Origin of the sequence: Micropruina sp., from assembly GCF_047606365.1 — a bacterium.
Taxonomy (GTDB): Bacteria; Actinomycetota; Actinomycetes; order Propionibacteriales; family Propionibacteriaceae; genus Micropruina.
The window spans coordinates 1-24,081 of the sequence record NZ_JASGEN010000101.1; the positions used below are offsets into that span (position 1 = coordinate 1).

The 24,081-nt window shown below is 68.5% G+C and carries 23 protein-coding genes; 5 read left to right on the forward strand and 18 right to left on the reverse strand.

Features of this window, described 5'->3' with window-relative positions:
• From QM624_RS11265 to QM624_RS11295, 7 genes are all read right to left on the reverse strand, one after another.
• A partial coding sequence (locus QM624_RS11265; protein WP_415091808.1) for a biotin/lipoyl-containing protein occupies window positions 1–525 on the reverse strand: 525 nt, incomplete at its 3' end.
• 3 nt (window positions 526–528) lie between these two features.
• Window positions 529–1,521, reverse strand: a complete 993-nt coding sequence (locus QM624_RS11270) for an alpha-ketoacid dehydrogenase subunit beta (protein WP_415091810.1) — start codon at window positions 1,519–1,521, stop codon at window positions 529–531.
• Window positions 1,518–2,516 carry a thiamine pyrophosphate-dependent dehydrogenase E1 component subunit alpha gene (locus QM624_RS11275; protein ID WP_415091812.1) on the reverse strand — a complete coding sequence of 333 codons (999 nt, stop codon included), beginning with the start codon at window positions 2,514–2,516 and terminating at the stop codon, window positions 1,518–1,520. The genes QM624_RS11270 and QM624_RS11275 overlap by 4 nt, the downstream gene beginning before the upstream one ends.
• A gap of 307 nt (window positions 2,517–2,823) precedes the next feature.
• A complete protein-coding gene (locus tag QM624_RS11280; protein ID WP_298135284.1) occupies window positions 2,824–3,309 on the reverse strand; it encodes a CarD family transcriptional regulator in 486 nt (161 codons plus the stop codon).
• 273 nt (window positions 3,310–3,582) lie between these two features.
• Window positions 3,583–5,622 (reverse strand): fructose-specific PTS transporter subunit EIIC, encoded by a 2,040-nt coding sequence (locus QM624_RS11285; protein ID WP_415091814.1) that lies wholly within the window; start codon window positions 5,620–5,622, stop codon window positions 3,583–3,585.
• A 28-nt stretch (window positions 5,623–5,650) separates the two neighbouring features.
• Window positions 5,651–6,610 carry a 1-phosphofructokinase family hexose kinase gene (locus tag QM624_RS11290; protein WP_415091816.1) on the reverse strand — a complete coding sequence of 320 codons (960 nt, stop codon included), beginning with the start codon at window positions 6,608–6,610 and terminating at the stop codon, window positions 5,651–5,653.
• On the reverse strand, window positions 6,607–7,374 hold the full coding sequence (locus QM624_RS11295; protein WP_415091818.1) for a DeoR/GlpR family DNA-binding transcription regulator: 768 nt from the start codon (window positions 7,372–7,374) through the stop codon (window positions 6,607–6,609). The genes QM624_RS11290 and QM624_RS11295 overlap by 4 nt, the downstream gene beginning before the upstream one ends.
• 229 nt (window positions 7,375–7,603) lie before the next feature.
• Between QM624_RS11295 and QM624_RS11300 the strand changes: the two genes are divergently transcribed.
• Window positions 7,604–8,098: a hypothetical protein gene (locus tag QM624_RS11300; RefSeq protein ID WP_415091820.1), complete on the forward strand. Its 495-nt coding sequence runs from the start codon at window positions 7,604–7,606 to the stop codon at window positions 8,096–8,098.
• A gap of 50 nt (window positions 8,099–8,148) precedes the next feature.
• Here the strand turns inward: QM624_RS11300 and QM624_RS11305 are convergent, their stop codons facing one another.
• Together QM624_RS11305 and QM624_RS11310 are read right to left on the reverse strand one after the other, a co-directional pair.
• On the reverse strand, window positions 8,149–8,826 hold the full coding sequence (locus tag QM624_RS11305) for a response regulator (RefSeq protein ID WP_415091822.1): 678 nt from the start codon (window positions 8,824–8,826) through the stop codon (window positions 8,149–8,151).
• Window positions 8,823–9,971: a sensor histidine kinase gene (locus QM624_RS11310; RefSeq protein ID WP_415091824.1), complete on the reverse strand. Its 1,149-nt coding sequence runs from the start codon at window positions 9,969–9,971 to the stop codon at window positions 8,823–8,825. The genes QM624_RS11305 and QM624_RS11310 overlap by 4 nt, the downstream gene beginning before the upstream one ends.
• 169 nt (window positions 9,972–10,140) lie before the next feature.
• Between QM624_RS11310 and phoU the strand changes: the two genes are divergently transcribed.
• Window positions 10,141–10,806: a phosphate signaling complex protein PhoU gene (gene phoU / locus QM624_RS11315; RefSeq protein ID WP_415091826.1), complete on the forward strand. Its 666-nt coding sequence runs from the start codon at window positions 10,141–10,143 to the stop codon at window positions 10,804–10,806.
• 686 nt (window positions 10,807–11,492) lie between these two features.
• Here phoU and QM624_RS11320 read toward each other — a convergent pair.
• The gene (locus QM624_RS11320; RefSeq protein WP_415091828.1) at window positions 11,493–12,242 is read right to left on the reverse strand and encodes a phosphoglyceromutase; all 750 of its coding nucleotides are present in this window, start codon (window positions 12,240–12,242) and stop codon (window positions 11,493–11,495) included.
• 78 nt (window positions 12,243–12,320) lie between these two features.
• Complete coding sequence (locus QM624_RS11325; RefSeq protein WP_415091830.1) at window positions 12,321–13,205, reverse strand: NAD(P)-dependent oxidoreductase; 885 nt, start codon at window positions 13,203–13,205, stop codon at window positions 12,321–12,323.
• Window positions 13,206–13,249: 44 nt separating this feature from the next.
• Between QM624_RS11325 and QM624_RS11330 the strand changes: the two genes are divergently transcribed.
• Window positions 13,250–14,017, forward strand: a complete 768-nt coding sequence (locus QM624_RS11330; protein ID WP_415091832.1) for an SDR family NAD(P)-dependent oxidoreductase — start codon at window positions 13,250–13,252, stop codon at window positions 14,015–14,017.
• Here QM624_RS11330 and QM624_RS11335 read toward each other — a convergent pair.
• The 6 genes from QM624_RS11335 to QM624_RS11360 form a co-directional block, all read right to left on the reverse strand.
• Complete coding sequence (locus QM624_RS11335; protein WP_415091834.1) at window positions 13,983–14,186, reverse strand: hypothetical protein; 204 nt, start codon at window positions 14,184–14,186, stop codon at window positions 13,983–13,985. The two genes, QM624_RS11330 and QM624_RS11335, sit on opposite strands and share 35 nt — an antisense overlap.
• A 30-nt stretch (window positions 14,187–14,216) precedes the next feature.
• Window positions 14,217–14,579: a biotin/lipoyl-containing protein gene (locus tag QM624_RS11340; protein WP_415091836.1), complete on the reverse strand. Its 363-nt coding sequence runs from the start codon at window positions 14,577–14,579 to the stop codon at window positions 14,217–14,219.
• 17 nt (window positions 14,580–14,596) lie between these two features.
• Entirely contained in the window at window positions 14,597–14,857 is a 261-nt protein-coding gene (locus tag QM624_RS11345) for a hypothetical protein (protein WP_415091838.1), read from the reverse strand.
• 10 nt (window positions 14,858–14,867) lie between these two features.
• A complete protein-coding gene (locus QM624_RS11350; RefSeq protein WP_415091840.1) occupies window positions 14,868–16,433 on the reverse strand; it encodes an acyl-CoA carboxylase subunit beta in 1,566 nt (521 codons plus the stop codon).
• Window positions 16,434–16,441: 8 nt separating this feature from the next.
• Window positions 16,442–17,938: a methylmalonyl-CoA carboxytransferase subunit 5S gene (locus QM624_RS11355; RefSeq protein ID WP_415091842.1), complete on the reverse strand. Its 1,497-nt coding sequence runs from the start codon at window positions 17,936–17,938 to the stop codon at window positions 16,442–16,444.
• 219 nt (window positions 17,939–18,157) lie between these two features.
• The gene (locus QM624_RS11360; protein ID WP_415091844.1) at window positions 18,158–19,282 is read right to left on the reverse strand and encodes a GTPase family protein; all 1,125 of its coding nucleotides are present in this window, start codon (window positions 19,280–19,282) and stop codon (window positions 18,158–18,160) included.
• 278 nt (window positions 19,283–19,560) lie between these two features.
• Here QM624_RS11360 and QM624_RS11365 point away from each other — a divergent pair, with 278 nt between their 5' ends.
• Entirely contained in the window at window positions 19,561–21,105 is a 1,545-nt protein-coding gene (locus QM624_RS11365) for an amino acid permease (protein WP_415091846.1), read from the forward strand.
• A 75-nt stretch (window positions 21,106–21,180) separates the two neighbouring features.
• Here the strand turns inward: QM624_RS11365 and QM624_RS11370 are convergent, their stop codons facing one another.
• The gene (locus tag QM624_RS11370; RefSeq protein WP_415091848.1) at window positions 21,181–22,629 is read right to left on the reverse strand and encodes an FG-GAP repeat protein; all 1,449 of its coding nucleotides are present in this window, start codon (window positions 22,627–22,629) and stop codon (window positions 21,181–21,183) included.
• A 285-nt stretch (window positions 22,630–22,914) separates the two neighbouring features.
• On the opposite strand from QM624_RS11370, the gene QM624_RS11375 reads away from it, so the two are divergent.
• Window positions 22,915–23,796, forward strand: coding sequence for a hypothetical protein (locus QM624_RS11375; RefSeq protein ID WP_415091850.1), 882 nt, complete (start codon window positions 22,915–22,917; stop codon window positions 23,794–23,796).
• Window positions 23,797–24,081: the final 285 nt, after the last annotated feature.

Consider the following 24,081-nt stretch of genomic DNA (forward strand, 5'->3'; position numbering starts at 1 on the left):
CTCCGTCACCCCGGTGGCCTCCGTCACCCCGGCAGCGGCCTCCGTCACCCCGGTGGCCTCCGTCACCCCGGCAGCGGCCTCCGTCACCCCGGTGGCCTCCGTCACCCCGGTGGCCTCCGTCATCCCGGCGAACGCCGGGATCTCTGCCGCAGCTCGTCTGTCAGCCTGAGATCCCGGGGCAAGCCCGGGATGACGAGAAGTCGCCTCGGCACCAGGAGCCGCCTCGGCACCGGGGGCCACATCGTCACGAGGGGCGGCGAAGAGGTCGCCGAGCAGGTCGTCCTTCTCGGTCTCGATCCAGGCGATCGGCTGGCCGACCGGCACCTGGTCGCCGGGCTGGGCGAGGATCTCGGTCAGGGTGCCGTCGCAGGTCGATTCGACGTCCATGTCGACCTTGTCGGTGGTCACCACCACCACGGCGTCACCGTCGGCGACCGGGCCGCCGACCTCGACCAGCCACTCCTCGACGGTGCCGAACTCCATCGTCATCGACATCTTCGGCATCAACAGCGGGACTCGGGGCATCGCTCACCACTCCCCGACCAGGGCGGACGCCGCGGCGACGATGTCCTCGATCTGCGGCACGGTGGCCCGCTCCAGCTTCGGGCTGTACGGAATCGGGGTGTCCAGGCCGCAGAGCCGCCGGATCGGGGCCTGCAGGTCGCCGAACACCTCCGACTCGGCGATGCTGGCCGACACCTCGGCCATGAACCCGCCGGTCTTCGCGGCCTCCTGCACCAGCAGCACCCGTCCGGTGCGGGACACCGAGTTCAGGATCAGGTCGACGTCCAGCGGCTTGATGGTGCGCGGGTCGATCACCTCGGCACTGATCCCGGACGCGGCCAGTTGCTCGGCGGCCTCCAGCGAACGCTGCACCTCGACCGAGGTGGCCACGATGGTCAAATCGGTGCCGGCCCGGGCGATGGTGCCCTCGCCCAGATACGCCTTGGGGAACACCTCGGGCACCTCGAAGGTCTGCTTGTAGAGCAGCTTGTGCTCCAGCACCAGCACCGGGTTGGGGTCGTCCAGGGCGGCCAGCAGCAGCGAGCCGGCGTCCGTCGCGTTGGACGGCATCACCACCTTGAGCCCGGGGATGTGCGCGAACCAGGCCTCCAGCGACTGGCTGTGCTGGGCGGCGGCGCCGGTCCCGGAGCCGCCGGGCGCCCGGATCACCAACGGGACGTCAGCCTGCCCGCCGACCATGAAGTGCAGCTTGGCGGCCTGGTTCACCACCTGGTCCATGGCCTGGCAGAGGAAGTCGGAGAACTGGATCTCGACGATCGGCCGCATCCCGGTCAGCGCCGCGCCGACGCCCATGCCGACGATGCCCAACTCCGAGATGGTGGTGTCCCGCACCCGGTCGGTGCCGAACCGCTGGTACAGGTCGTTGCTGACGCCAAACGCGCCGCCGTAGACGCCGACGTCCTCACCCATCAGGAAGACCCGGTCGTCGTCGGTCATCGCCTGCGCCATCGCCTCACGGACGGCCTCGGCGTAGGTCATGCTGCGGGTGCCGCTCATGCCCGCGCCTCCATCGGACGGGCGTCCACCGGCGACGCCGCGTAGACGCCGGCCAGCATCGCCTCCACCGTCGGCTCCTCGCCCTGGGTGCCGAACCGGACGGCCTCCCGGATCTCGTTGCGCACGTCGTCACTCATCGCGTTCAGCTGGTCCTGGGTCACGACGCCGCGCTCCAGCAGGACGTCGGCGTAGGCCGCGATCGGGTCGTCCGCCCGCCACTGCGCGATCTCTTCGCGGGTGCGGTACAGGTTCTTGTCGGACTTGGAATGGCCGCGCCAGCGATAGGTGAGCGCCTCGATGAAGGTCGGCCCGTCGCCGGCCCGGGCCCGGGTCACCGCCTGGCTGACCGCTTCGAAGACGGCCTCGACGTCGTTGCCGTCCACGGTCTCGCCGGGGACGCCGTAGCCGGCGGCCTTGTCGCTCATCCGCTCGACCTTGAACGCCTTCTCGCTGGACATCGACATGCCGTACTTGTTGTTCTCGCAGATGAACACCACCGGCAGGCTCCACATCGACGCCAGAGTGAGCGCCTCGTGCCAGGCGCCCTCACCCACCGCGCCGTCGCCGTGGAAGCACAAACAGACCTGATCGGTACCGCGCAGCTGGTTGCTCAGCGCCGCACCGGCCGCGATCGGCGGCCCGCCCGCGACGATGCCGTTGGCGCCCAGGTTGCCGGTGGCGACGTCCGCGATGTGCATCGAGCCGCCGCGGCCCCGGCAGTAGCCGTTGTCGCGGGCCAGCAGCTCGGCCATCGAGCGGCCCAGGTCGGCGCCCTTGGCGATGCAGTGACCATGCCCGCGGTGGGTGGAAGTGATCTGGTCGCCGTCTCGAAGCGCTGCGCAGGCACCGGTCGGCACCGCCTCCTGCCCGATGGACAGGTGCATGGTGCCGTGCATCATGCCCCGCCCGTAGAGATCCTCGACCGCCTCCTCGAAAAGGCGGATCCGCCACATCGTCCGATACGCGTCGAGCGCATCCAGCTGCCCTGCTGCCATGCCGGAACCCTAAGTCCGATCGGCCGGTATGTGCAAGACTCTGCGTTAGCTGAATATTTTTGCAGTATGAGATCTCACGTCATCCCGGGCTCCGCCCCGGGATCTCTCCGCGCAGGGACGGACGGTGGAGCTCCTGGGACACAACAAGGCAGAGATCCCGGCGTTCGCCGGGATGACGAAGTGGGCCGATGACGGCGTGGGCCGGGATAGCGGAGTAGTCCAGGGACGGAGCGCGCCCCGGAAGACAGGCCCGGGAAACGCAAAACCGGCCGTCGCTTTCGCGACGGCCGGTTTCAGTGACCGTTGATCAGGAAGCCAGAACCTCGTCCAGCAGGACCTCGGCCCGGTCTTCCTCGACCTTCTCTGCCAGTGCCAGTTCGGAAACCAGGATCTGACGAGCCTTGGCGAGCATGCGCTTCTCGCCGGCCGACAGCCCGCGCTCACGCTCGCGCCGCCACAGATCACGGACCACCTCGGCGACCTTCATCACGTTGCCGGAGTGCAGCTTCTCAAGGTTTGCCTTGTAGCGACGCGACCAGTTCGTGGGCTCCTCGGTGTGCGGCGCCCGGAGCACGGAGAACACCCGCTCGAGACCGTCCGCGTCCACTACGTTGCGGACGCCGATCTCGTCGAGGTTCTGTGCCGGGACCCGAACCACCAGATCGTTCTGGCCGACGATGCGCAGTACGAGGTAGAGCTTGTCCTCGCCTTTGATCGTCCGGGTTTCAATGTCTTCGATAACGGCTGCCCCATGATTGGGGTAGACCACCGTCTCACCGACCTCAAAAGTCATGTAATAGACCCCTTTCCCAGGCATCCATGGTAGCACGCAAGCGTCCAATATTCGAAACGTTCGTCCTAGCCAGAGGCACTTTGGGGGGTTGACAAGGGCATCTGCGGTGTGCCGCCGAGGCGTCCGGATCGCGAAATTGGAGTGGCCAAAACGGCTCTGACAACACCAAATGGAGCACGCTCGGGGAAGTCCAACGGTGTCGCCGGGCGACGGCGTCCGAACAGCAGCGAGCCCGCCGAAGCAACGCTTCGACGGGCTCGACAGCGGCGAAGATCAGGCCACCGCCGCGGGGGCCTTGGCCGGCCAGAACTGCTTCATGGCGATCACCGCGATGGCGGAGATAACGGCGCCGACAGCGATCGACACGATGAACCACAGGATCGGGTTGATCGCGAAGAACACGAAGATGCCGCCGTGCGGGGCACGAGAACCGACCCCGAAGGCCATCGTCATCGCGCCGGTCACCGCGCCACCGACCATCATCGACGGGATCACCCGCAACGGGTCGGCCGCAGCGAACGGGATCGCTCCCTCGGAGATGAAGGATGCTCCGAGCAGCCAGGCCGCGCGACCGTTCTCTTGCTCGACCTCGGTGAACAGCGACTTGCGCACCGTAGTGGCCAGCGCCAGAGCCAGCGGCGGAACCATGCCGGCGGCCATCACGGCAGCCATCACCTGGAACGAGGCCTGCGACTGCGCCGACAACCCGGCGGTGGCGAACAGGTAGGCCGCCTTGTTCACCGGGCCGCCGAGGTCGAAGCACATCATCAGGCCGAGGATGATCCCGAGCACGATCGCCGAACCACCGGTCATGCCGCCCAGTCCGTCCTGCAGCGCCTGGGTAAGCGCCGCCAGCGGCTTGCCCAGGACCAGGTACATGGCCAGTCCGACGATCGCAGTCACCGACAGCGGGATGATCACCACCGGCATCAGGCCGGCCAGCCAGCGTGGCGCCTTCATTCCGGCGATCCACGAGGCCACGGCACCGGCCAGCAGACCGGTGACCAGGGCGCCGAGGAAGCCCGCGCCGACCGACCCGGCGATCACGCCACCGACGAAGCCCGGAACGATGCCCGGGCGGCCGGCCAATGCGTAGGCGGTGTAGCCGGACAGGGCGGGCAGCAGGAAGCCGAACGCGGCCCCGCCGATGGTGAACAGCAACGCGCCGAGGTACATCGAGAAGCCGGCTCCCCAACCCGCGCTGATGGCCAGGGCCGCGATGGAATCGCCGTTGGCACACGCCTCGGCGCTCACCCAGGTCAGGTCGGCGCAGGTGCGGGCACCGGCGGCTCCCGGCACCAGCGAGACGTCGAAGCCGCCGAACAGGAAGCCCAGGGCGATCAGCAAGCCGCCTGCGGCGACGAAGGGCACCATGTAGGAGACGCCGGTCATCAGCGCCTGCTGGATGCGCTTGCCGATGCTCAGCTGGCTGCCGCTCTCGCTGGACGAGGCAGCCGAGGCGTCCCCGGAGACCTTGCGAGCGTTGGGATCCTTGGACGCCGCGACGGCCTCCTCGATCATCTTGGCCGGCTCGTTGATGGCCCGCTTCACCCCGGACTCGACCACCGGAAGGCCGGCGAAGCGTCCGCGCTCCTTCACGCCGACATCGGTGGCGAAGATCGCAGCCTGGGCGCGTGCGATCACCGACGGATCGAGCGGGGTGACCTTGCCGGAGCCCTGCGGCTCGACATGCAGCTCGACACCGGCGGCCTTGGCTGCCTGCTCGAGGGCGTCGGCGGACATGAAGGTGTGCGCGATGCCGGTCGGGCAGGCGGTGACGGCCACCAGCACGACCTTCTCGTCCGACGCGGCGGCAGCCGGAGCGGCGGCGGCCGGGGCCGCGGCCGGTGCGGCCTCCTCCTCGGGATGGATGGCGGCGTTGACCAGGGCGACGACGTCCTCCGGGGTGGCCGCGTTGCGCAGGCCGTCGGTGAACTCGGCGCGCACCAGGTTGCGGGCCAGCAGGGCCAGCAGCTCCAGGTGGGCGTCGTCGGAGCCTTCGGCGGCGGCGATCATGAAGGCGATGTCGGCGGGGCCGTCGAAGGCCCCGAAGTCGACCGGCGGCGAGAGCCGGGCGAACGCCAGCGAGTTGGTGGTCACGGCGGCGGAGCGGCAGTGCGGGATGGCGATCCCGCCACCCAGACCGGTGGCGGCCTTGGCCTCGCGGGCCAGGGCGTCAGCCTCGAGACCGGACGCGTCGGCCCGACCGGCCTTGGCGACCAGTTCGGCCAGATTGTGGATCACATCGTTCTTGGTCGGGCCAAGATCGACGTCGAGCACAACCAGATCAGCAGTGATCAGGTCCTGCGACATTTGGTGTGTCCTTTCAGGGTTTCTGTAATCAGCCGAGGTCGGTGATGACGACTTCGGCGGTATTGAGGTGCTCGGGCCTGGGCAGGGCGCTTCCGGCCATGGATGCCGCGGCGGAGCCGTACGCCACAGCGGTTCGGAGTCGTCCGGGGGCGGCTTCTCCCCCGCAGTCGGCCAGCACATAGCCGGCCACCGATGAGTCGCCCGCACCCACGGTGCTGCGCGGGACGATGGGGGGCGGGCTGGCATGCCAGGCGCCCTCGGCGGTCACCAGGACCGCACCGGAGGCACCCAGGGTGCCCATCACCGCGGTGACGCCGCGTTCGACCAGGCTGCGTGAGGCAGCCACCGCCGCGCTCGGGTCGCCGGCCTTGGCCGCCGCCTCGAGTTCCTCGGCGTTCGCACCGGTGAGCTGCGCGAGCTCGTCCGAGTTCGGCTTGAGCAGATCGGGGGCGGCGTCGGGGAAGTTGTCGACCAGCGCCTGCAGCGGATCGTCGGAGGTGTCCACGGCCACCTTGACGCCGAGCGGCCGGAGCCGGCGGACCAGGGTGGCGTAGAAGTCGGCCGGCACACCCGGCGGCAATGAACCCGAGAGCACCACCCATTCGGCGTCCGCGGCCTCGCTGACCACCAGGGCGGCCAGCTCCTCGATCTGGGCGTCGCTGAGCCGCGGACCGGGCTCGTTGAGTTTGGTGGTGGTGCCGTCCGGCTCGGTGAGCGTGAGGTTCATCCGTACCCCCTCCGCCACCGCGACCGTGCGGTAGTCGACACCGAGCTGGCGCAGCGCGGCCAGGATCGGGTCCTCGTCCGGTGCCGGCAGAACCGCCCGGACGCTCTGGCCTGCGTAATGAATGGCGCGGGCCACATTGACCCCTTTTCCGCCCGGTTCCACTGTGACCCCACTGACTCGTTGGACCTGCCCCCGCGCCAATGGCGCGTCCAAGCTGGCGGTCCGATCGAGGCTCGGGTTCGCGGTGAGGGTGATGATCATGCGACGACGACCTCCAATCCTGCGTTGACTAGCTGCTGGCGATCAGCTTCCTGCAATCCGGAGTCCGTTACCAGCACTTCGACATCATTGAGTGCCGCGAAGCTGACCAGCAGCGTGGCACCCACCTTCGACGAATCGGCCAGCACGACCCGACGACGGGCCGCGCGCACCATCACCCGCTTCACCGCCGCCTCGTCGCTGTCCGGCGTGGACAGTCCGTGACCGACGCTCAAGCCGTTGGTGCCGAGGAAGGCGACATCGCAGTAGAGCCGCGCCAGCGCCTCCACGGTCTCGCCGCCGACGGTCGCCTGGGTGAGGCCCCGGACGCGTCCGCCGAGCAACTGCACCGGGCCACCCAGCAGCGCCAGCTGCGAAGCGATCGGCACCGAGTTGGTGATCACCGTGTGGTGTTGGTTGCCGCCCATCGCCGCGGCGAACCGGGCGGTGGTGGTGCCCGAGTCGATCAGCACCGTCGAGCCGCTGCCGGTGGGCAGGAAGCGCAGCGCGGCGTGGGCGATCCGGCCCTTCTGCACCGAGAACGCGGGTTCCCGGTCGGCCACAGCGGTCTCGACGAGCCGGACGTTCTCGGCCGGAACGGCGCCGCCGTGCACCCGGCGCAGGATGCCGCGCCGGTCGAGCACGTCGAGGTCGCGGCGGATGGTTTCGGTGGTGACGTCGAAGCGCTGGGCCAGTTCGGTGACGGCGACCCTGTCGTATCGCAGCGCGAGACTGACGATCGTCCGCTGACGCTCTTCTGCGTACATGTGGCTACAACCTCCTCGCTGACGTTGATTCGTGTTGCACTCTACCGTTTCGGTTGGCCTTGTCAACAGATTCGCCCGTTTCTCCACATCATCCAACGTCTGATTATGTTGTTTTCACTCGGCCGGACGGGTCTTGCGAGGCTCTCCGGAACGACACCGTCCGACACCCCCAAACCGCCGCGCAATTCGTTAGGCTGACCCCCAAAACGGCGACCACAAGGAGTCTCAGATGGCCAGCACTCTCCGGCGAATCGGCGTCAGCCTGTGCGTACCGCTCGCGCTGGCCCTGACCGGCTGCGGCATGGACGCGCAGACCCTGCAGCCATACACGCCGGCTGAGGGTGTGAACTCGTCCGTCGGCTCGGTGATGGTGCGGAACGTCTTGATCGTCGCCGACAACACCGGCCGTGGTGTGCTGAGCGCTTCAGTGGCGACCTATGGTGACGACACTCTGACCGGCGTGACCGGGACGCCGCAGAAGTCGGACGGCAGCCTCGGCAGCCCGCTGGTGGTGACCAGCACCGGCCTACCGGCGACGCTGGCCGCCAACACGCTGACCGTGCTGACCGACGCCCCGGTGCGGATCGCGGTGACCTCGCCCGACATGAAGCCGGGCCTGCTGGCCGATGTGACGCTGACCTTCGCCAAGGCCGGCCCAGTCACCCTGGTCGCCCCCGTGCTCTCTTCGGACGAGCCGGAGTTCCAGCACATCACCGTCGGCTGATCCGCCGGCCACCGCTGGTCGAGCTTGCGGTCAACCGCTGGTCGAGCTGATCAGGCCTCGAATTTGTAGCCCAGGCCACGGACGGTGACGAGCAGCGCCGGCTCGGCGGGATCGGCCTCGACCTTGGCTCGCAGCCGCTTCACATGTACGTCCAGGGTTTTGGTGTCGCCGACATAGTCGGCGCCCCAGATCCGGTCGATGAGCTGGCCGCGGGTCATCACCCGGCCGGCATTGCGGAGCAGGATCTCCAGCAGCTCGAACTCCTTCAGGGCGAGCTTGACCTGCTCGCCGCGCACCCACACCTCGTGCCGTTCGACATCCATCCGGACGCCGCCGACCTCGAGCACGTCCGGCTCCAGTTCGACCTCCTGGCCGCGGCGCAGCACCGCACGGATCCGGGCCACCAGCTCGCGATGGCTGAACGGCTTGGTGACGTAGTCGTCCGCACCCAGTTCGAGGCCGACGACCTTGTCGATCTCGTCGTCGCGGGCGGTGACCATGATCACCGGCACCGAGCTGTGTGCCCGCAGCCGTCGGCACACCTCCGTACCCGGCAGCCCGGGCATCATCAGGTCGAGCAGCACGATGTCGGCGCCGCCCCGGTCGAACTCGGCCAGCCCGCTGGTGCCGTCCGCCGCCTCGACGACGTCGAAGCCCTCCTTGCGGAGCAGGTAGCCGAGGGTCTCGCGGTAGGCGTCCTCGTCCTCGATCAACAGCACCCTGGTCATGCGGCGCTCCCTTCGTCGGTTTCTGGCTGGAGTGCCGGGAGCCGCAGGGTGAACGTGGAGCCCTGCCCGAGCCGGCTCCACAGGCTCACGGTGCCCCCGTGCGCGGCGGCGATGTGCTTGACGATCGACAGTCCGAGCCCGGTGCCGCCGTGCGCCCGGCTGCGGCCGTAGTCGACCCGGAAGAAGCGTTCGAACACCCGGGCCTGGTCGGCCTCGGAGATGCCGATGCCGTTGTCGGAGACGCTGACCTCGACCCAATCGCCGGCCGCGTCGTGCACCCGGCGGGTGGTCAGCGCCACCCGGGCGCCGGCCTCGGAGTAGGCGATCGCGTTCTGCACCAGATTGCGCAACGCCGCCTCGATCTGGCCCTGGTCGCCACGGATGGTGATCCCGGGGCTGCGTTGGTGACTGAGCACGATCTGGTGACTGTCGGCCTGATCGCGGAACTGGTCAAGCACGGCGTCCGCGACCTCGTCGATCTCGATCGGGACGGCGGCCAGCAACGGGTCGCTGGACTGCAGTCGGGACAGCGCGATGATCTGCGAGATCAGCTCGTTCAGCCGTGCGGTCTCGGTGGACATCCGGCCGGCGAAGTGACGCACCGCGTCGGGCTCGTCGGCGGCGTCGGTGATCGCCTCGGACAGCAACGACAATGCGCCGATCGGGGTCTTCAGCTCGTGGGTGACGTTGGCGACGAAATCGCGGCGGGTCTCGTCGATCCGCAACGCCTCGGACCGGTCGTCGGCGACCAGCAGAACCAGCCCGTCACCCAGCGGCGCGACCCGCAGTGCCAACCGTCGGCTGGGCATGCCAGGACTGGTCGGCAGATCGACGTTGAGGACGCCCGGCTCGGTTTCGCGGCGGGCTTCACGGACCAGTTCCAGCATTTCGGTGCGGGCCAGCCGGCTGCCGCGCACCACCCCCGAGGACGCCGCGGTCAGCGACTGGGCGAGGATCTCGTCGTGCGGGCCGAGTACCGCCGCGGGCCCGCGCAGGTGCTCGATGGTCGTCTTCAGCGCCGGCGAGAGCAGGGGCGCCGGGATCGGCTCGGCCGGCTGTTGCCGCGTCCGCCACATGACGAGGCCGAGCAGTGTCGCGAGAACGCCCACGACACCCCCCAGAACGCTGGCGACGAGCGGGCTCACAGTTGCCGATCATAAGCGCACCGCCGCCGGGCCGCGCGGGCCCGTTTCGCGCGACCCGGCCAGAGTTCACCGACTGTTCACCCACTCGTCGCCGGGGGTGGTTCCGCGGCCAACGCCCAGGCATAGGGTGGAGCGGGCCCGGATCGGCAGTGACGGTGAAAGAGGAGAGATGCGAGAGAGCTACCGCGAGGATCTGGACAGCGTGGTGACGGACCTGGTCGGCATGACCGAACGGGTCCGGACGGCCGTCCGGCTGAGCACCAAGGCGCTGCTGGACGCCGACCTCGCTGTCGCCGAACAGGTGATCAGCGACGACGCGCTGCTGGACGCACAACATGATGATCTGGAGGCGCGCTGCTTCGTGCTGCTCGCCCGGCAGGCCCCGGTGGCCGGCGAACTGCGGACGATCGTGGCCGCGATGCGGATGGTGGCCGACCTGGCCCGGATGGGTGACCTGGCCTGCCACGTCGCCAAGATCGCCCGGCTGCGTTACCCCACCCCGGCCGTGCCGGAGGGCCTGGTACCCAACTTCGAACTGATGGCCCGGGTTGCCGAAGAGATGGTGGCGACCGCCGGCCGTGCACTGAACAGCCGCAACGCCCACGACGCCTCCAAGCTGGCCGACTCCGACGAGGAGATGGACGAGCTGCGCAAGAGCCAGTTCCGCATCCTGCTCGGCGCGGAATGGCCCTACTCGGTGGAGGCCGCGGTGGATGTCGCGCTGCTGGGCCGCTACTACGAGCGGATCGCGGACCACGCCGTGATCATGGCGGGACGGGTGATCTACGTCGTCACCGGCAACCATCCCGAGGGCGAGAACTGGACCGTCGCCTGAGCGCTCTCTATTGCTCTGGCTCGCTTGCTCTGGCTCGCTTCGGCTCGGTGAGTGCCTGGGGTCGCGGTGGGTGAATGGTCCTGCTTGCGACGGTCGCTTCGTCCGCTGACGCGTCCGATGCTTTGTAGTGTCGCTGCGCAGGACCATTCACCCACCGCTCTACTTCTGCTCTTGGCCGACGCGAGTCGGGCGGTCTGGTGCGCTCAGGCGCCGGTCCGGTTCTCGCACTCTGTGCGTGCCGGTGCCGAGTAGCTCACTTGAGGGACTTTCCTGTGGCCGGTTGAGCGCGTGGGAATCAGCTGGGCGATAGTCGAGTTTTCGACACAACCGACCGAGCCTTGCCGACGAGCGCGGCCGACGGAGCCTTTCGTCATCCCGGCGCACGCCGGGATCTCCGGCCGCGTGCACGAGTCGTGGAGATCCCGGATCAAGTCCGGGATGACGAGAGCGTCAAAGTCCGGGATGACGAGAACTCCGGCCGAAGCCAAGCGCGGAACCAAGCACCTGATCCGGACCCGCGCCGCTACTGCCGTGGTCGCACAAGGAACTGGTGAGCGTTGTCGGGGCGCGTCTGCGCAGCGACACTACAAAGCATCGGACGCGCCAGCGGACGAAGCGACCGTCGCAAGCGGACGCGCCCCGACAACGCGTCACCCCTAGCCAGAGGCGACCACGGCAGGACGGACCTACTTTTTGCCCTGGTTCTTGACCGCTTCGATGGCTGCCTTGGCGGCGTCCGGGTCGAGGTAGGTGCCGCCGGTGGTAACCGGACGGAGGTCGTCGTCCAGCTCGTAGTGCAGCGGGATGCCGGTGGGGATGTTCAGGCCGGCGATGGCATCGTCGGAAATGTTGTCGAGGTGCTTCACCAGGGCGCGCAGCGAGTTGCCGTGGGCGGTGATCAGCACGGTCTTGCCGGCGCGCAGGTCGGGGACGATCGAGTCGTACCAGTACGGCAGCATCCGGATCACGACGTCCTTGAGGCATTCTGTCTGCGGCCGGGCCTCGGGCGGCAGGAAGGCGTACCGCGGGTCGTCGAACTGGGTGTTCGGGTTGTCGTCGGCGATCGGCGGCGGCGGCGTGTCGTACGAGCGGCGCCACAGCATGAACTGCTCCTCGCCGTACTGGGCCAGGGTCTCGGCCTTGTTCTTGCCCTGCAGGTCGCCGTAGTGGCGCTCGTTGAGCCGCCAGCTGCGCCGGACCGGGATCCAGGTGCGGTCGCAGTTGTGCAGCGCCAACTCGGCGGTGTGGATCGCCCGCAGCTGCAGCGAGGTGTGCAGCACGTCGGGCAGCAGGCCGCTGCTCTTCAGCAGTTCACCACCACGCTTGGCCTCGCCGATGCCCTTCTCGTTGATGTCGACATCGACCCAACCGGTGAACTGGTTCAGGGCATTCCATTCGCTCTCGCCGTGACGGAGCAGGATCAGGTTCGCACTCATGAGGGGAGCCTAGCGGTGACCCCCCGCGCCGGGGCAGGCGTCGCGACGATTCGATCCGGTCGCTGGGACGGGTCCCGATCAGGACGGACGCCGAGCGCGCGCCACCTCGATCACGGCACTTTCGTTGAGACTCCCCCGCCCGTCGGTGAGCAGCCGTTCCAGCCCCTCCAACGCGACCGATCCGAGTGCGGCCCCGACCTCCAATTGCTGGGCGAACTGCAGCGCGTAGGCGGTGTCCTTGCGCCGCAACTGTGCCGAGAAGGTCACCGCACGGTCGTGGTCGCCGGCCACCATCCGGCGAATGTTCCGGACGACCTGCGGGCTCGCCGCCTGGCCCGTCGCCACCGCGTCGGCGAACAGGACCGCGTCAAGGCCGGCCCGCTCGGCGAGCGCCAGACCCTCGGCCACACCGGCGATCTGGACGGCGCCCATCAGGTTCACGATCAGTTTGTAGGCGGTGCCGGTGCCGACCGGCCCGAAGTGCACCACCCGTTCGGCCAGTGCTTCCAGGATCGGCCCGGCGGCTTCCAGGTCGTCCGGCGCGGCTCCGACCAGCAGGGTGAGCCGGCCCTGCGCGGCGGCGTCCGGCAGGCCGGTGACCGGCGCGTCCAGGTAGCGCAGCCCGGCGGCAGCCACTTCGCCGGCGAGCCTCAGCACCCATTCGTGGGAGAGCGTCGAGCACTCGATGGCCAAAGCGCCCGGACGCGGCGATCCGGCCAGCACGCCGTCGTCGGCCAGCCACACCGACTCCGAGGCCGCGTCGTCACTGACCATGACCACCACGGCGTCGGCGTCGCGGGCCGCCTCAGCGGGGCTGGCCGCCAGGCGCGCCCCGCGCTCCACCAACGAGGCCGCGCGGTGTGGCGTCCGGTTCGCCACCACCAGTTCGTGGCGGGCTTCCAGCAGCCGTCCGGCCATGCCGGAACCCATCCGTCCCAGCCCGATCATCGCCACCCGTGCCATCCGGACACCGTAGCCATCGGCGTCCGACTGGCAGAATCGGCGACATGGCAGACAGAACAGCGGTGGTCACCGGGGCGAGCAGCGGGATCGGTGAGGCGACGGCGCGAGCCCTCGCCGCGGCGGGGTATCGAGTGATCTGCGCGGCCCGCCGGACGGATCGGATCGAGGCGCTGGCCGATGAGATCGGCGGGCTGGCCGTGCCCTGCGACGTGACCGTCACCGAGGAGGTCGATCGGCTCGCCGAAACGGTCGGCGACCGCCTCGATCTGTTGGTCAACAACGCCGGCGGCGCACTCGGTCAGAAGCCGGTCGCCGAGGCTGAGATCGACGCCTGGCAGCGGATGTACGACGTCAACGTCCTGGGCGCCGCCCGGGTCACCCGCGCCCTGCTGCCGGCGCTGGACGCCGGCGCCGGCACGGTGATCTTCGTCACTTCGACCGCAGCCGAAGCGCCTTACGAGGGCGGCGCCGGCTACTGCGGGGTGAAGTCAGCCGAACGGGCACTGGCCGGTTCGCTCCGGCTGGAGTTGTTCGATCGGCCGGTGCGGGTGTGCGAGATCTCCCCCGGCATGGTGCACACCCCGGAGTTCTCGCTGACCCGCTTCGACGGCGATCAGGCCAAGGCGGACGCGGTGTACGCCGGTGTCCCAGGGCCGCTGGTGGCCGAGGACATCGCGGACGCGATCAGCTGGATGGCGACCCGTCCGGCACACGTCAACGTGGATCGGCTGGTCATTCGTCCGCGCGCCCAAGCCGCCAACCACAAGGTGTTTCGGGTCAGTCCTTCTCGCGCGGCGGGAAGCGGAAGTTGAAGAACGCCCGCCCGAAGGACCAGACCGCGACCAGGGCAACCAGGGCGAACATCAGTCCGCCGGGTGGCCCGGAGCCGTTCTGGGTGAAGTAGCCGGCGGTGACCATCCAGACACCGGTGACGGTGGCCAGGACGGCGACCGCGAACCAGCCCCATCGGGGTTTCGGCATCGGCCGCCCTCCTGAATCTCGGTGAGAGCCTCAGGCTAGCTCGATCAGCGCCTGTCCGCCCTGCACCGAATCGCGCTCGCCGACCAGGACGGCGGCGACCGTCCCGGCGTGCGGTGCGGTGATCTCGGTCTCCATCTTCATCGCCTCCAGCACCAGCAGCACCTGGCCCTCGGTGATCTCGTCACCCTCGGCGACCAGGATGCGGGCGACCGCACCCGACAGTGGCGCCACCACGGCGTTGGCCGAGGCGGCCTTCACCGAGGCGGTGGTGCGGGTCGGCTGGGCGGAGCCTCCGCCGCCGATCACCACCGCGCCCAGGGTGGGGCGCTCCGGCTCTTCGACGTCGACCTCGATGTCGTAGCCGACACCGTTGACCGTGACTTTCAGTTTCATGTCTGTGCTTCCTCGCTTCAGCGCAGATGCATCGGCTCGTGGCCGTGCTGCCGGCGGCGGGTGCCGCTCTGCCAGATGGCGGACGTGGTGAAGTGGGCCTGGCGCCGCTTGGCGCGATGCCCCAGGTAGGCGGCGACGGCGGCCGCGATGGCCACCAGGGTCTCCTCGGGAACCTCGGCGTTCAGCACCCGCAGTTCCTTGATCTCGACCTCAAGTGCGTCGACCCGGTCGGTCAGCTTCTTGACCAGTTCGAGCAGCTCGGCGTCCTGATTCGTCATCGCTCCTGCCTCAGACCGGGCCGAGGCCGTGCTTCTTGGCCGGCCGCAGCTGCCGCTTGGCGATCAGCAGTTCGAGCGCCATCGCCACCTTGCGGCGGGTGTCGCCCGGGTCGATGACGTCGTCGACCAGCCCGCGGGAGGCAGCCACGAACGGCGTCGAGAAGGTCTCCCGATATTCCTCGACCAGCTCGGCGCGCCGGGCGTCCGGATCGTCGGCGGCGGCGATCTCACGCCGGAACACCACCGACGCGGCACCTTCGGCACCCATCACGGCGATCTCGGCGGTCGGCCAGGCGAACACCTGATCGGCGCCCAGGTCCTTGGCCGACATGGCGATGTAGGCACCGCCGTATGCCTTGCGCAGCACCACGGTGATCTTCGGCACTGTGGCCGCCGCGTAGGCGTACAGCATCTTCGCGCCGTGCCTGATGATGCCGCCGTGCTCCTGGGCGACACCGGGCAGGAAACCGGGGACGTCCACGAAGGTGACGATCGGAATGTTGAACGCGTTGCAGAACCGGACGAAGCGTGACCCCTTGTCGGAGGCGTTGATGTCGAGCACGCCGGCCATCACGCTGGGCTGATTGGCGACGATGCCGACACTGCGGCCGTTGATCCGGCCGAAACCGACGACCAGGTTCTGGGCGTAGCCGGCCTGCACCTCGAGGAAGTCGGCGTGGTCGATCACCTTGCCGATCACGTCACGCACGTCGTAACCCTTGGTGCCCTCGGCAGGGACGATGCCATGCAGAGACGGGTCGTATTCGACGTAGGGGTCGGGGTCGACCAGGGGCGGATCCTCGGTGTTGTTCTGCGGCAGGAAGCTGAGCAGCTTCTTGGCGATCAGGATCGCCTGCTCGTCGTCGTCGGCGACGAAATGGTTCACCCCGGAAACCGCCATGTGGGCATCCGCGCCACCCAGCGCGTCCTGGCTGACCTTCTCACCGGTGACCTGTTCGATCACGTTCGGCCCGGTGATAAACATGTGGGCCTTGCGGGTCTGGATGATGAAGTCGGTCAGCGCCGGGCTGTACGCCGCGCCGCCCGCGCAGGGGCCGGCGATGATGGAGATCTGCGGCACCGCGCCGGAGAGCAGCACGTTGGCGTAGAACACCTGCGAATAGCCGGACAGCGAGTCGATGCCCTCTTGGACGCGGGCGCCACCGGAATCGTTGATGAAGACGAACGGGGTGCCGCATTTGAGCGCGGACTCCATCATCTCGACGACCTTCTTCGAGTGAGTCTCGCCGGCGGAGCCGCCGGCCACGGTGAAGTCCTGGCTGGCGATGTGCACCGGACGTCCGAGCACCGCACCGGTGCCGGTCACCACGCCGTCGGCGGGCATGTCGGCGGTGTCCATGCCGAAGGTCACCGTCCGGTTGCGCCGGAACAGGCCGATCTCCTGGAAGGTGTCGGGGTCGATCAGCGCGTCGATCCGCTCGCGGGCGGTCATCTTGCCGGCCGCATGCTGCTTGTCGACGCGTTGCTGGCCGCCGCCTGCCCGGGTGGCCGCCCGCTTCTCGAGCAGTTCGGCGACCCGGCTGCTCATGTCCTTGGCCTTCTTGGTCGTTGCCATCTGTTTCGTCACGCCCTCTCGACGGTCACGCGGTGGTCGCGGCCGCCCATGCTGACTTTGTAGGTGATCGGTCCGGTGACCGCGGTCGAAGAATCGGAGGCCGCCTTCGCGGCGTCCGCCAGCTGTTCGGGGGTCTTGCCGACGTTCTTCGGCCCCTCGTCGCGGTGACTGAAGAACTCGGGCGCCACCCGCGGGAACATCGCGTAGGTGAGCACGTCGGCGTCGGTGCCGTCACAGCCGTCGAGCGCGGACGCCTGGGTGACCAGCTCGTCCCATTCGGGCGGCAGCAGGTCGGCCGGACGGACGGTGATCGGGTCCTTCTTGGCCTGCGTCCGGGCGATCTCGACCACCTCGGGGTTCCGTTCGCCGATGCATTCGCCGTAGTAGCCGAGCATCAGGTCGGCGAATTCTCCGGTCAGCACCTGGTAGCGGCCCATCAGCACGTTGAACACCGCCTGGGTGCCGACGATCTGGCTGGACGGCGTGACCAGCGGCGGGTGGCCGGCGTCGGCCTTGACCCGAGGCACCTCGGCCATCACCTCTTTGATCCGGTCGCCGGCGCCCTGTGCCTTCAGCTGGCTCTCCATGTTGGACAACATGCCGCCGGGGATCTGGCTGGAGAAGATGTCGGTGTCGACCAGGGTGGCCGACTCGAACGCGGCGTACTTGGGCCGGATCTTCGCGAAGTGGTCGCGGATCCGGATCAGCCGGTCGGGATCGAGGTTCGTCGTGTACGGCGTACCCTCCAGCATCGCGACCAGCGATTCGGTCGGGTTGTGGCCCGGGCCCAGCGACATCGAGCTGATGGCGGTGTCGACCACGTCGGCGCCGGCCTCGATCGCCTTCATCAGGGTGACCAGGGTGACGCCGGTGGTGGCGTGGCAGTGCACGTTGACCTGGGTGTCCTCGCCGTAGGTGTCCTTAATGCCGCGGATGATGTCGTAGGCGGGCTGCGGCTGCAGCAACGCGGCCATGTCCTTCAGGGCCAGCGACTCGGCACCCATGTCGAGCAGTTGCCCGGCGAGCTGCACGTAGCCCTCGACGGTGTGCAGCGGCGAGATGGTGTAGCAGATGGTGCCCTGGGCGTGCTTGCCGGTCGCGGTCACCGCCCGCATCGCGACCTCCATATTGCGGGGGTCGTTGAGGGCGTCGAAGACGCGGAAGACGTCCATGCCGTTCTCGGCCGATTTGTCGACGAATCGCCGGACGACGTCGTCCTCGTAGTGCCGGTAGCCGAGCAGGTTCTGGCCGCGCAGCAACATCTGCAGGCGACTGTTCGGCAGAAGTTCACGGAAGGTGCGCAGCCGCACCCAGGGGTCCTCGTTGAGGAATCGGATGCACGCGTCGTAGGTGGCTCCGCCCCAGCATTCGACGCTCCAGTAGCCGGCTGCGTCGATGTCGGCGCAGGCGTCCACCATGTCTTCGAGCGCCATCCGGGTCGCCATCAGGGACTGGTGGGCGTCCCGGAGAGCGACCTCGGTCACGCCAATGGTTCGCTGACTCATGAAGCCAATCGTGGCACTCGTCTACTACTGCGTGTCGTAGATCGTGGAAATTCTGCCCCTCGGAAGGCTGCGTCTCAGAACCGGCGGACCCGTCGCCCCAGATCCGTCGTCCCGGATCCGTCATCCCGGACTTGATCCGGGATCTCTACGTCCGGGATCTCGGCCGCGTCTGAGATCCCGGCGTTCGCCGGGATGACGAAGTTGCTACGAGTGGGCGGCTCAGTCCTGTTTGTGCCGGATCGTCGGCATCCGCTTGCGGAACTCCGATTCGAACATGTCACGGACGGCCTTGGTGTCGACCACGCCGTTGAGTTTCGGCAGCTGGCCACCGGCCGCCTTCTGGCAGACGGTCAGCCAGGCCTGGCCCGTCGCCAGAGTGAAGCCGGAAGCCACCGAGGCGTTGATCACGCCGCCGGCCACGCTGCCCGCGCCGGGCAGGAATTTGAGCGCGTTGGCGGCCGCCGTCCGGCCCAGGGTGGTCGCCACCGAGGTGGAGGCGACGGCGAGCAGCGCCGCCTTGTCGAACGGCAACTGGTACAGGTGCGCGATCCGGCCCATCATGCCGAGCTGCAACGGCACCAGCAGCGCCGCGGACGAGAACGGGATCGGCACCGCGGCCGCCGCGCCGGCAGCGGCTACCGTCGCGCCGATGTGCCGCTGGGCTGCTTTGGCCTTCGCCTCCAGATCGATCGTTTGGGCGGCTGCGAGAGCTGCGTGGACAGCCTCAGGAACAACGTGAAAGGTCGCCTGCAGGACGTCCATCAAGCCGTGGGGCGGCTGACCGGTGAACTGGTCCCTCATCGCGTAGGTCATGAACGGGCGTCCGCCGATGATCGGCAACTGCTTGGCCTCGACCTGCCGGGCGAGTTCGACGGCGTCCGGGTGGTACTGGCCCTCTCTCATCGGCACCTGGGTGAACACCAGCAGCACCGGGATGCCGAGGTCGTGCAGGGTCTTGATGAAGGTGGCCTCCACCTCTTCGAAGCGGCGGTCCATGCCGCGCACGCAGTACCAGGCGACGTGGATCTGCTCATGCACCGGCTTGCTGCGCATCTGCTTCACATACTTGGTGACCTCTTTGATCAGTTCGCCGTCGTCGCGTCCGATCTCGAGACCGCGGGTGTCGATCAGGCCGAGGGTGCCGCGGGTGTCGAGGTACAGGTGGGCGTCCAGGGTGACCGGGTCGCCGATGCCGGTGGCAGCCACGTTCTGGCCGAAGATCGCGTTGATCAGCGTCGACTTGCCGACGCCGGTCTTGCCGAAGATCGCCAGGTTGAACCGCCCGATCTGGGCGGCCTGCTTCTCGAATTCGGCCCTGAAGGCGTCGGTGAACCACTGAGTCACGCGGTCAAGGGTAGGGGCCGGGTCGAGTTCGCGGCGTGGCAGCGACCCCGAGACGGCCCGCATTTCACCCCTTGCGGGGAGACGGTCCCCGCGAAATCAGCCGGACCGGTTGCGTGGGTGCTCGTTGCGCGGGCTCGTTGCGCCGCTCAGTGCAGCTGGGCCGCGGCCCCATTCGTGCCTGCGACGACTATCGAGCGGACGTGTCCAATCCCTGCGCGACGCCGAGCCCCTGTACTAGCTTGTGACAACCACTACGGGGAAGCCACAGGAGGATTCCGATGAGCGTGTTCCGTACCAAATCGATCGAGCAGTCGATCGCCGACACCGACGAACCTGAATACCAACTCAAGAAGTCCCTGACCGCGCTCGACCTCACCGTCTTCGGGGTGGGTGTCGTCATCGGCGCCGGCATCTTCACCCTGACCGGACGCGTGGCGCACGAGATGACCGGACCCGGCATCGTGATCAGCTTCGTGGTGGCGGCCGTGTGCTGTGCGCTGGCGGCCACGTGCTACGCCGAGTTCGCCTCCACCGTGCCCGTCTCGGGCTCGGCCTACACCTTCAGCTACGCCTCGCTGGGTGAGGTCTTCGCCTGGATCATCGGCTGGGACCTGATCCTGGAGATGTTCCTCGGCGCCAGCGTGGTAGCTCAGGGCTGGAGTGCCTACCTCGGCGTACTGCTCGGCAAATTCGGCATCACCCTGCCCGAGTTCCTGGCCTACGGGGCCAGCCCGTTCAGCGAGACCAAGGGCTTCGACCTGATGGCGATCCTGCTGATCGTGGCGCTCGGCGTGCTGATCACGGTCGGCATCAAGGAGTCGCTGCGGGTCAACATGGTGCTGGTCGGCGTGAAGCTGTTCATCGTCTTGTTCGTGATCGTCGCCGGACTGATGTTCGTCAATCCGGCCAACTACACCCCGTTCATTCCCGACTCGGTGCCCTCGGCGGCGTCCGAGGGGTTCAGCTGGACCCAGCCGTTGATCCAGTGGCTCACCGGCTCGGCCCCGGCCGTCTTCGGTTGGAGCGGCGTCTTCGCCGGTGCGGCCCTGGTCTTCTTCGCCTACATCGGGTTCGACGTGGTGGCGACCACCGCCGAGGAGACCCGCAATCCGCAGCGTGATCTGCCGATCGGCATCATCGCCTCGCTGATCATCTGCACGGTGCTCTACTGCGCCGTCGCGCTGGTCGTCGTCGGCATGGTCAACTACGCCGACATCGACCCCAGCGCGGCGCTGGCGAACGCGTTCGCCCATCACGGGCAGGGCTGGATGGCCACGCTGATCTCGGCCGGTGCCGTCGCCGGCCTGACCACCGTCGTGCTGACCCTGATGATCGGGGCCACCCGAATCATCTTCGCGATGTCGCGGGACAACCTGCTGCCGCTCGGCCTGGCCCGGGTGCACCCCAAGTACCGGACGCCGTGGCGCATCTCGATCGTGGTCACGGTGGCCTGCCTGATCTTCGCCGGCCTCACCCCGATCGGCATGCTGGAAGAGATGGTCAACATCGGAACCCTGTCGGCGTTCATCCTGGTGTCGCTGGCGGTGGTGGTGCTGCGCCGGAAGCGTCCCGATCTGCCCCGGGCCTTCAAGGTGCCGTTCTCGCCGGTGCTGCCGATCATCTCGGCGCTGATCTGCCTCTATCTGACGCTGAACCTGTCGTTGGAGACCTGGGTGCGGTTCCTGGTGTGGATGGCGCTGGGCTTCCTGATCTACGCCGTCTACGGCTACCGGAACGCACGGCTGGCCACCGGCAAGGCGCTGCCGCACGACATTCAGCAGGCGATGGACGAGGGCGTGGTGCGGCCCGACGACCAGCGATAGCCCTCGCCCGGCTCTGCGCGTGGCCGCCGGCTCGCGACGAGTTGCTACCGGTGCAGGGGCGCGGCGAGTGCTGGGTCAGGAACCGAAGACCTGACCGTAGTGCTCGCCGGCCACCGCCTTGTTGACCAGACCCTTGGTTCGCGGGGACGCGTCGAACGAGTACCGGGAGAAGATCACCCAGCCCGAGTCGCGCGCGGTGCCACGGTCTTCGCCCGGGACGCCGATCAGCAGACTGGTCGAGCCGTCCTCTTCCATGTTGTAGTCGTCGCCGACCGTGCCCAGCGTGGCACCCAGCTGGTCGCCCTTCTCGGGGCTTCCGGGCAGTCCGTGGCCGGAGTACAGCGCGGTGTTGGGCAATCGGGAGCCGCCCAGTCCGAGCCGGGTCACCGACCCAGCCTGGCCGGTGCTGCCGATGCTCTCGCCGGGGGCGCCGATCCACAGGTTGTAGCCGCTCTCGCCTGATTCCATGTCGCCGAACGCCACCGCGGCACCGAACCGGTCACCCCGCTCGGCCGTCCCCGGGACGCCTGCCGTGTTCTGGGTGTGGGCGCGACTTTGCTTGAACGCCTTCGCACCGGCGATGTCGTTCTGCCGGAACAGATGCACCATGCCGGCGTCCTTGGCCGATCCGACGTCCTCGCCGGGGACGCCGACCGCGACGAAGCCGCCACCGGTGAGGCTGGCGCCGAACCGGTCGCCGGCTTCGGCGGTACCCGAGACGCCGGGACCGTTCTGCGTCCACTCCTGCCCGGCCACCTCCAGCTTCGGGCTGGTGGATTTCAGCAGCAGCCGGACGACGGCGCCGGCGTCCTTCGCGGCACCGACATCCTTGGCGGGGACGCCGACGATGTTGCCGGCCAGCACCGAGCCGAAACCGTCACCGGCCTTCGCCGAACCCGCCACGCCGGGGGTGGCCTGGTTGATCATGATCGGCGCCTTGTGGGTGCCGGTGCTGCGGTTGAGTTCGACCAGGGCAACCGCGCCGGCGTCCTTGGCCGGATGGTCGTAGCCGGGGGCCCCAATCATCAGCACGTCCTGCTGCTTGGCGGTGCTGGTCTCGGACAGCGTCGCGCCGAACCGGGCACCCGCGCTGGGCGACGAGATGGGGGCGTAGGTCGGCGTGTCACTCAGCCCGGACGGCGTGCCCTTGGCGATGTAGACGCGGCCCGCCCCGCTGTCGGCACCGGGCGCACCGACGACGAGTTCGCTGCAGCCGTCGCCGTCCAGATCGGTGATCAGCGCCGAACTGCCGAACTCTTCGCCGGCACTCGGGGTGAAGCCGAGCGAGGCGGCGGTGACCCGGGTCGGCGCCTTGGCACGGTCGTAGAAGATGTCGACCGCGCCGGCTCCGCCGTTCGCGTTGGGCACGCCGACCACCAGTTCAGGGGTGCCGTCGGCGTTGATGTCACCGTAGGCCGGGTACTCGCATTCCAACGGTTGCGCCATGGCTTGCGGCGCGGCTGCCGGTAGCCAGCCCGCGACGGTGATCAGAGCGACGGTCAGGACGGCTGGGGTGCGACGCATGCGGTTCTCCTTCGGTCAACTTTCCATCCTGCTCCTGACTTCGAGGGACGGCAAGGTTCGGGTTCGGCTACTAGTGCCCACCATCGACGCCCGCCCTGGCAAGGGGTGTCCGATCGGACGTCGCCCAAGCGCCGACAGCGAGTCACACCTGCTCGCACGGCGACGGAGGAGAACGCAGCGAGGCGCCTCCCGGGCGTCGCGCAGCGGGCAAGCGTCGGTGGCGGGGCTAGGTCTACGTCTTGCCGGCGGAACCTTCGAGCACCCTGATCGGGGCATGATCGTCGGATGAACCTGACGGACTGGCTGGGCGCGGCGTTGGCTGCCTGGTCGGGAGTGCCGGACCGGTCGGTCGAGGCGTCCGCACTCTCGGAGGAGCTACGTTCGCTTCCGGGTGTTGCCCGCGTCGACGGCCGCTACAACCGCGAACCGACCATGGGCTACTCGTACAACGTCGACGTCACGCTGACCGACGACGCTACCGGCGAGGCTGCGCTGGACGTGGCCGGGCGGTACTACAGCAGCCTCACCAGGGAATTCGCCCGGCATACCTCGCGGTTCGTCGTTCGGCAAGGCGCCCACGTGCTGCGGGTGTTCAGCGATGACCGGCATCGGACCTCGCCCGTTGCCGAGACTGAGCGGTGGTTCCGGCTGATTCATGAGCTGGCCGGCGCGGTCGATTGGGCGGTGCCCTCGGACACCACCAGGGGACCCGGCAGCATCGAAGTGGCGCTCGACCGGCCCGCACGGACGGGCGATCCGGCCCTACTGGCGACGCTGCCGGGGTTGTTGGCGCGGCATGCGGACGATCTGGCCGGTCGACACTGGATCATTCGCTGGCGGCGGCTGCGGCTCGACCTGCTGGGTCCGCCGTATCCGATGTCGGAGGTCTTTTCCCTGATCAGCCGTCTGGCGACGGACGGGCAATGGTCGGCCACCTACGACCCGTCGACCGACCCTGCTCTGAAGGTTGCGGTCTGGGCGGAGACGCCCGACCTCATGGAAGCCACCGCCCGCGCACACCTGGCCCTGATCAGAACACTCGGATTCCCGGTCAGCTATACGGTGCGGGCCAACCTCACCCCACCAGTCGAGGTTGTCGTCGGTGGTCACCTCAGCGGCGGCGACGAGTTGCAGCAACGACTCAACCGCGAATTCGGCGCGGGTTGAGATCCACCCGTCCGCTGTCTCGACCTCCGTTCCGATAGCTCAAGTTCCCGGTCGTCCCGGTCATCCGGGGATCCCAACTCGCGCGCAGGCGACACACTCACCGCTGGTCGAGCTTGTCGAGACCCTTCTGTGGTTGGGTCTCGGTGGTTGCGTTTGGTTCCGCGGAGTGGGCTGCACCCCGTCCCGCCCGTGCGCAACTCGCCCTACTTCTGCTTTCGTCCTTCAGACCCTGGCAGGGGGCTCGCGCGCTTTACGCCCGACCTACCCGGAGGGGGTGCAGCCCAC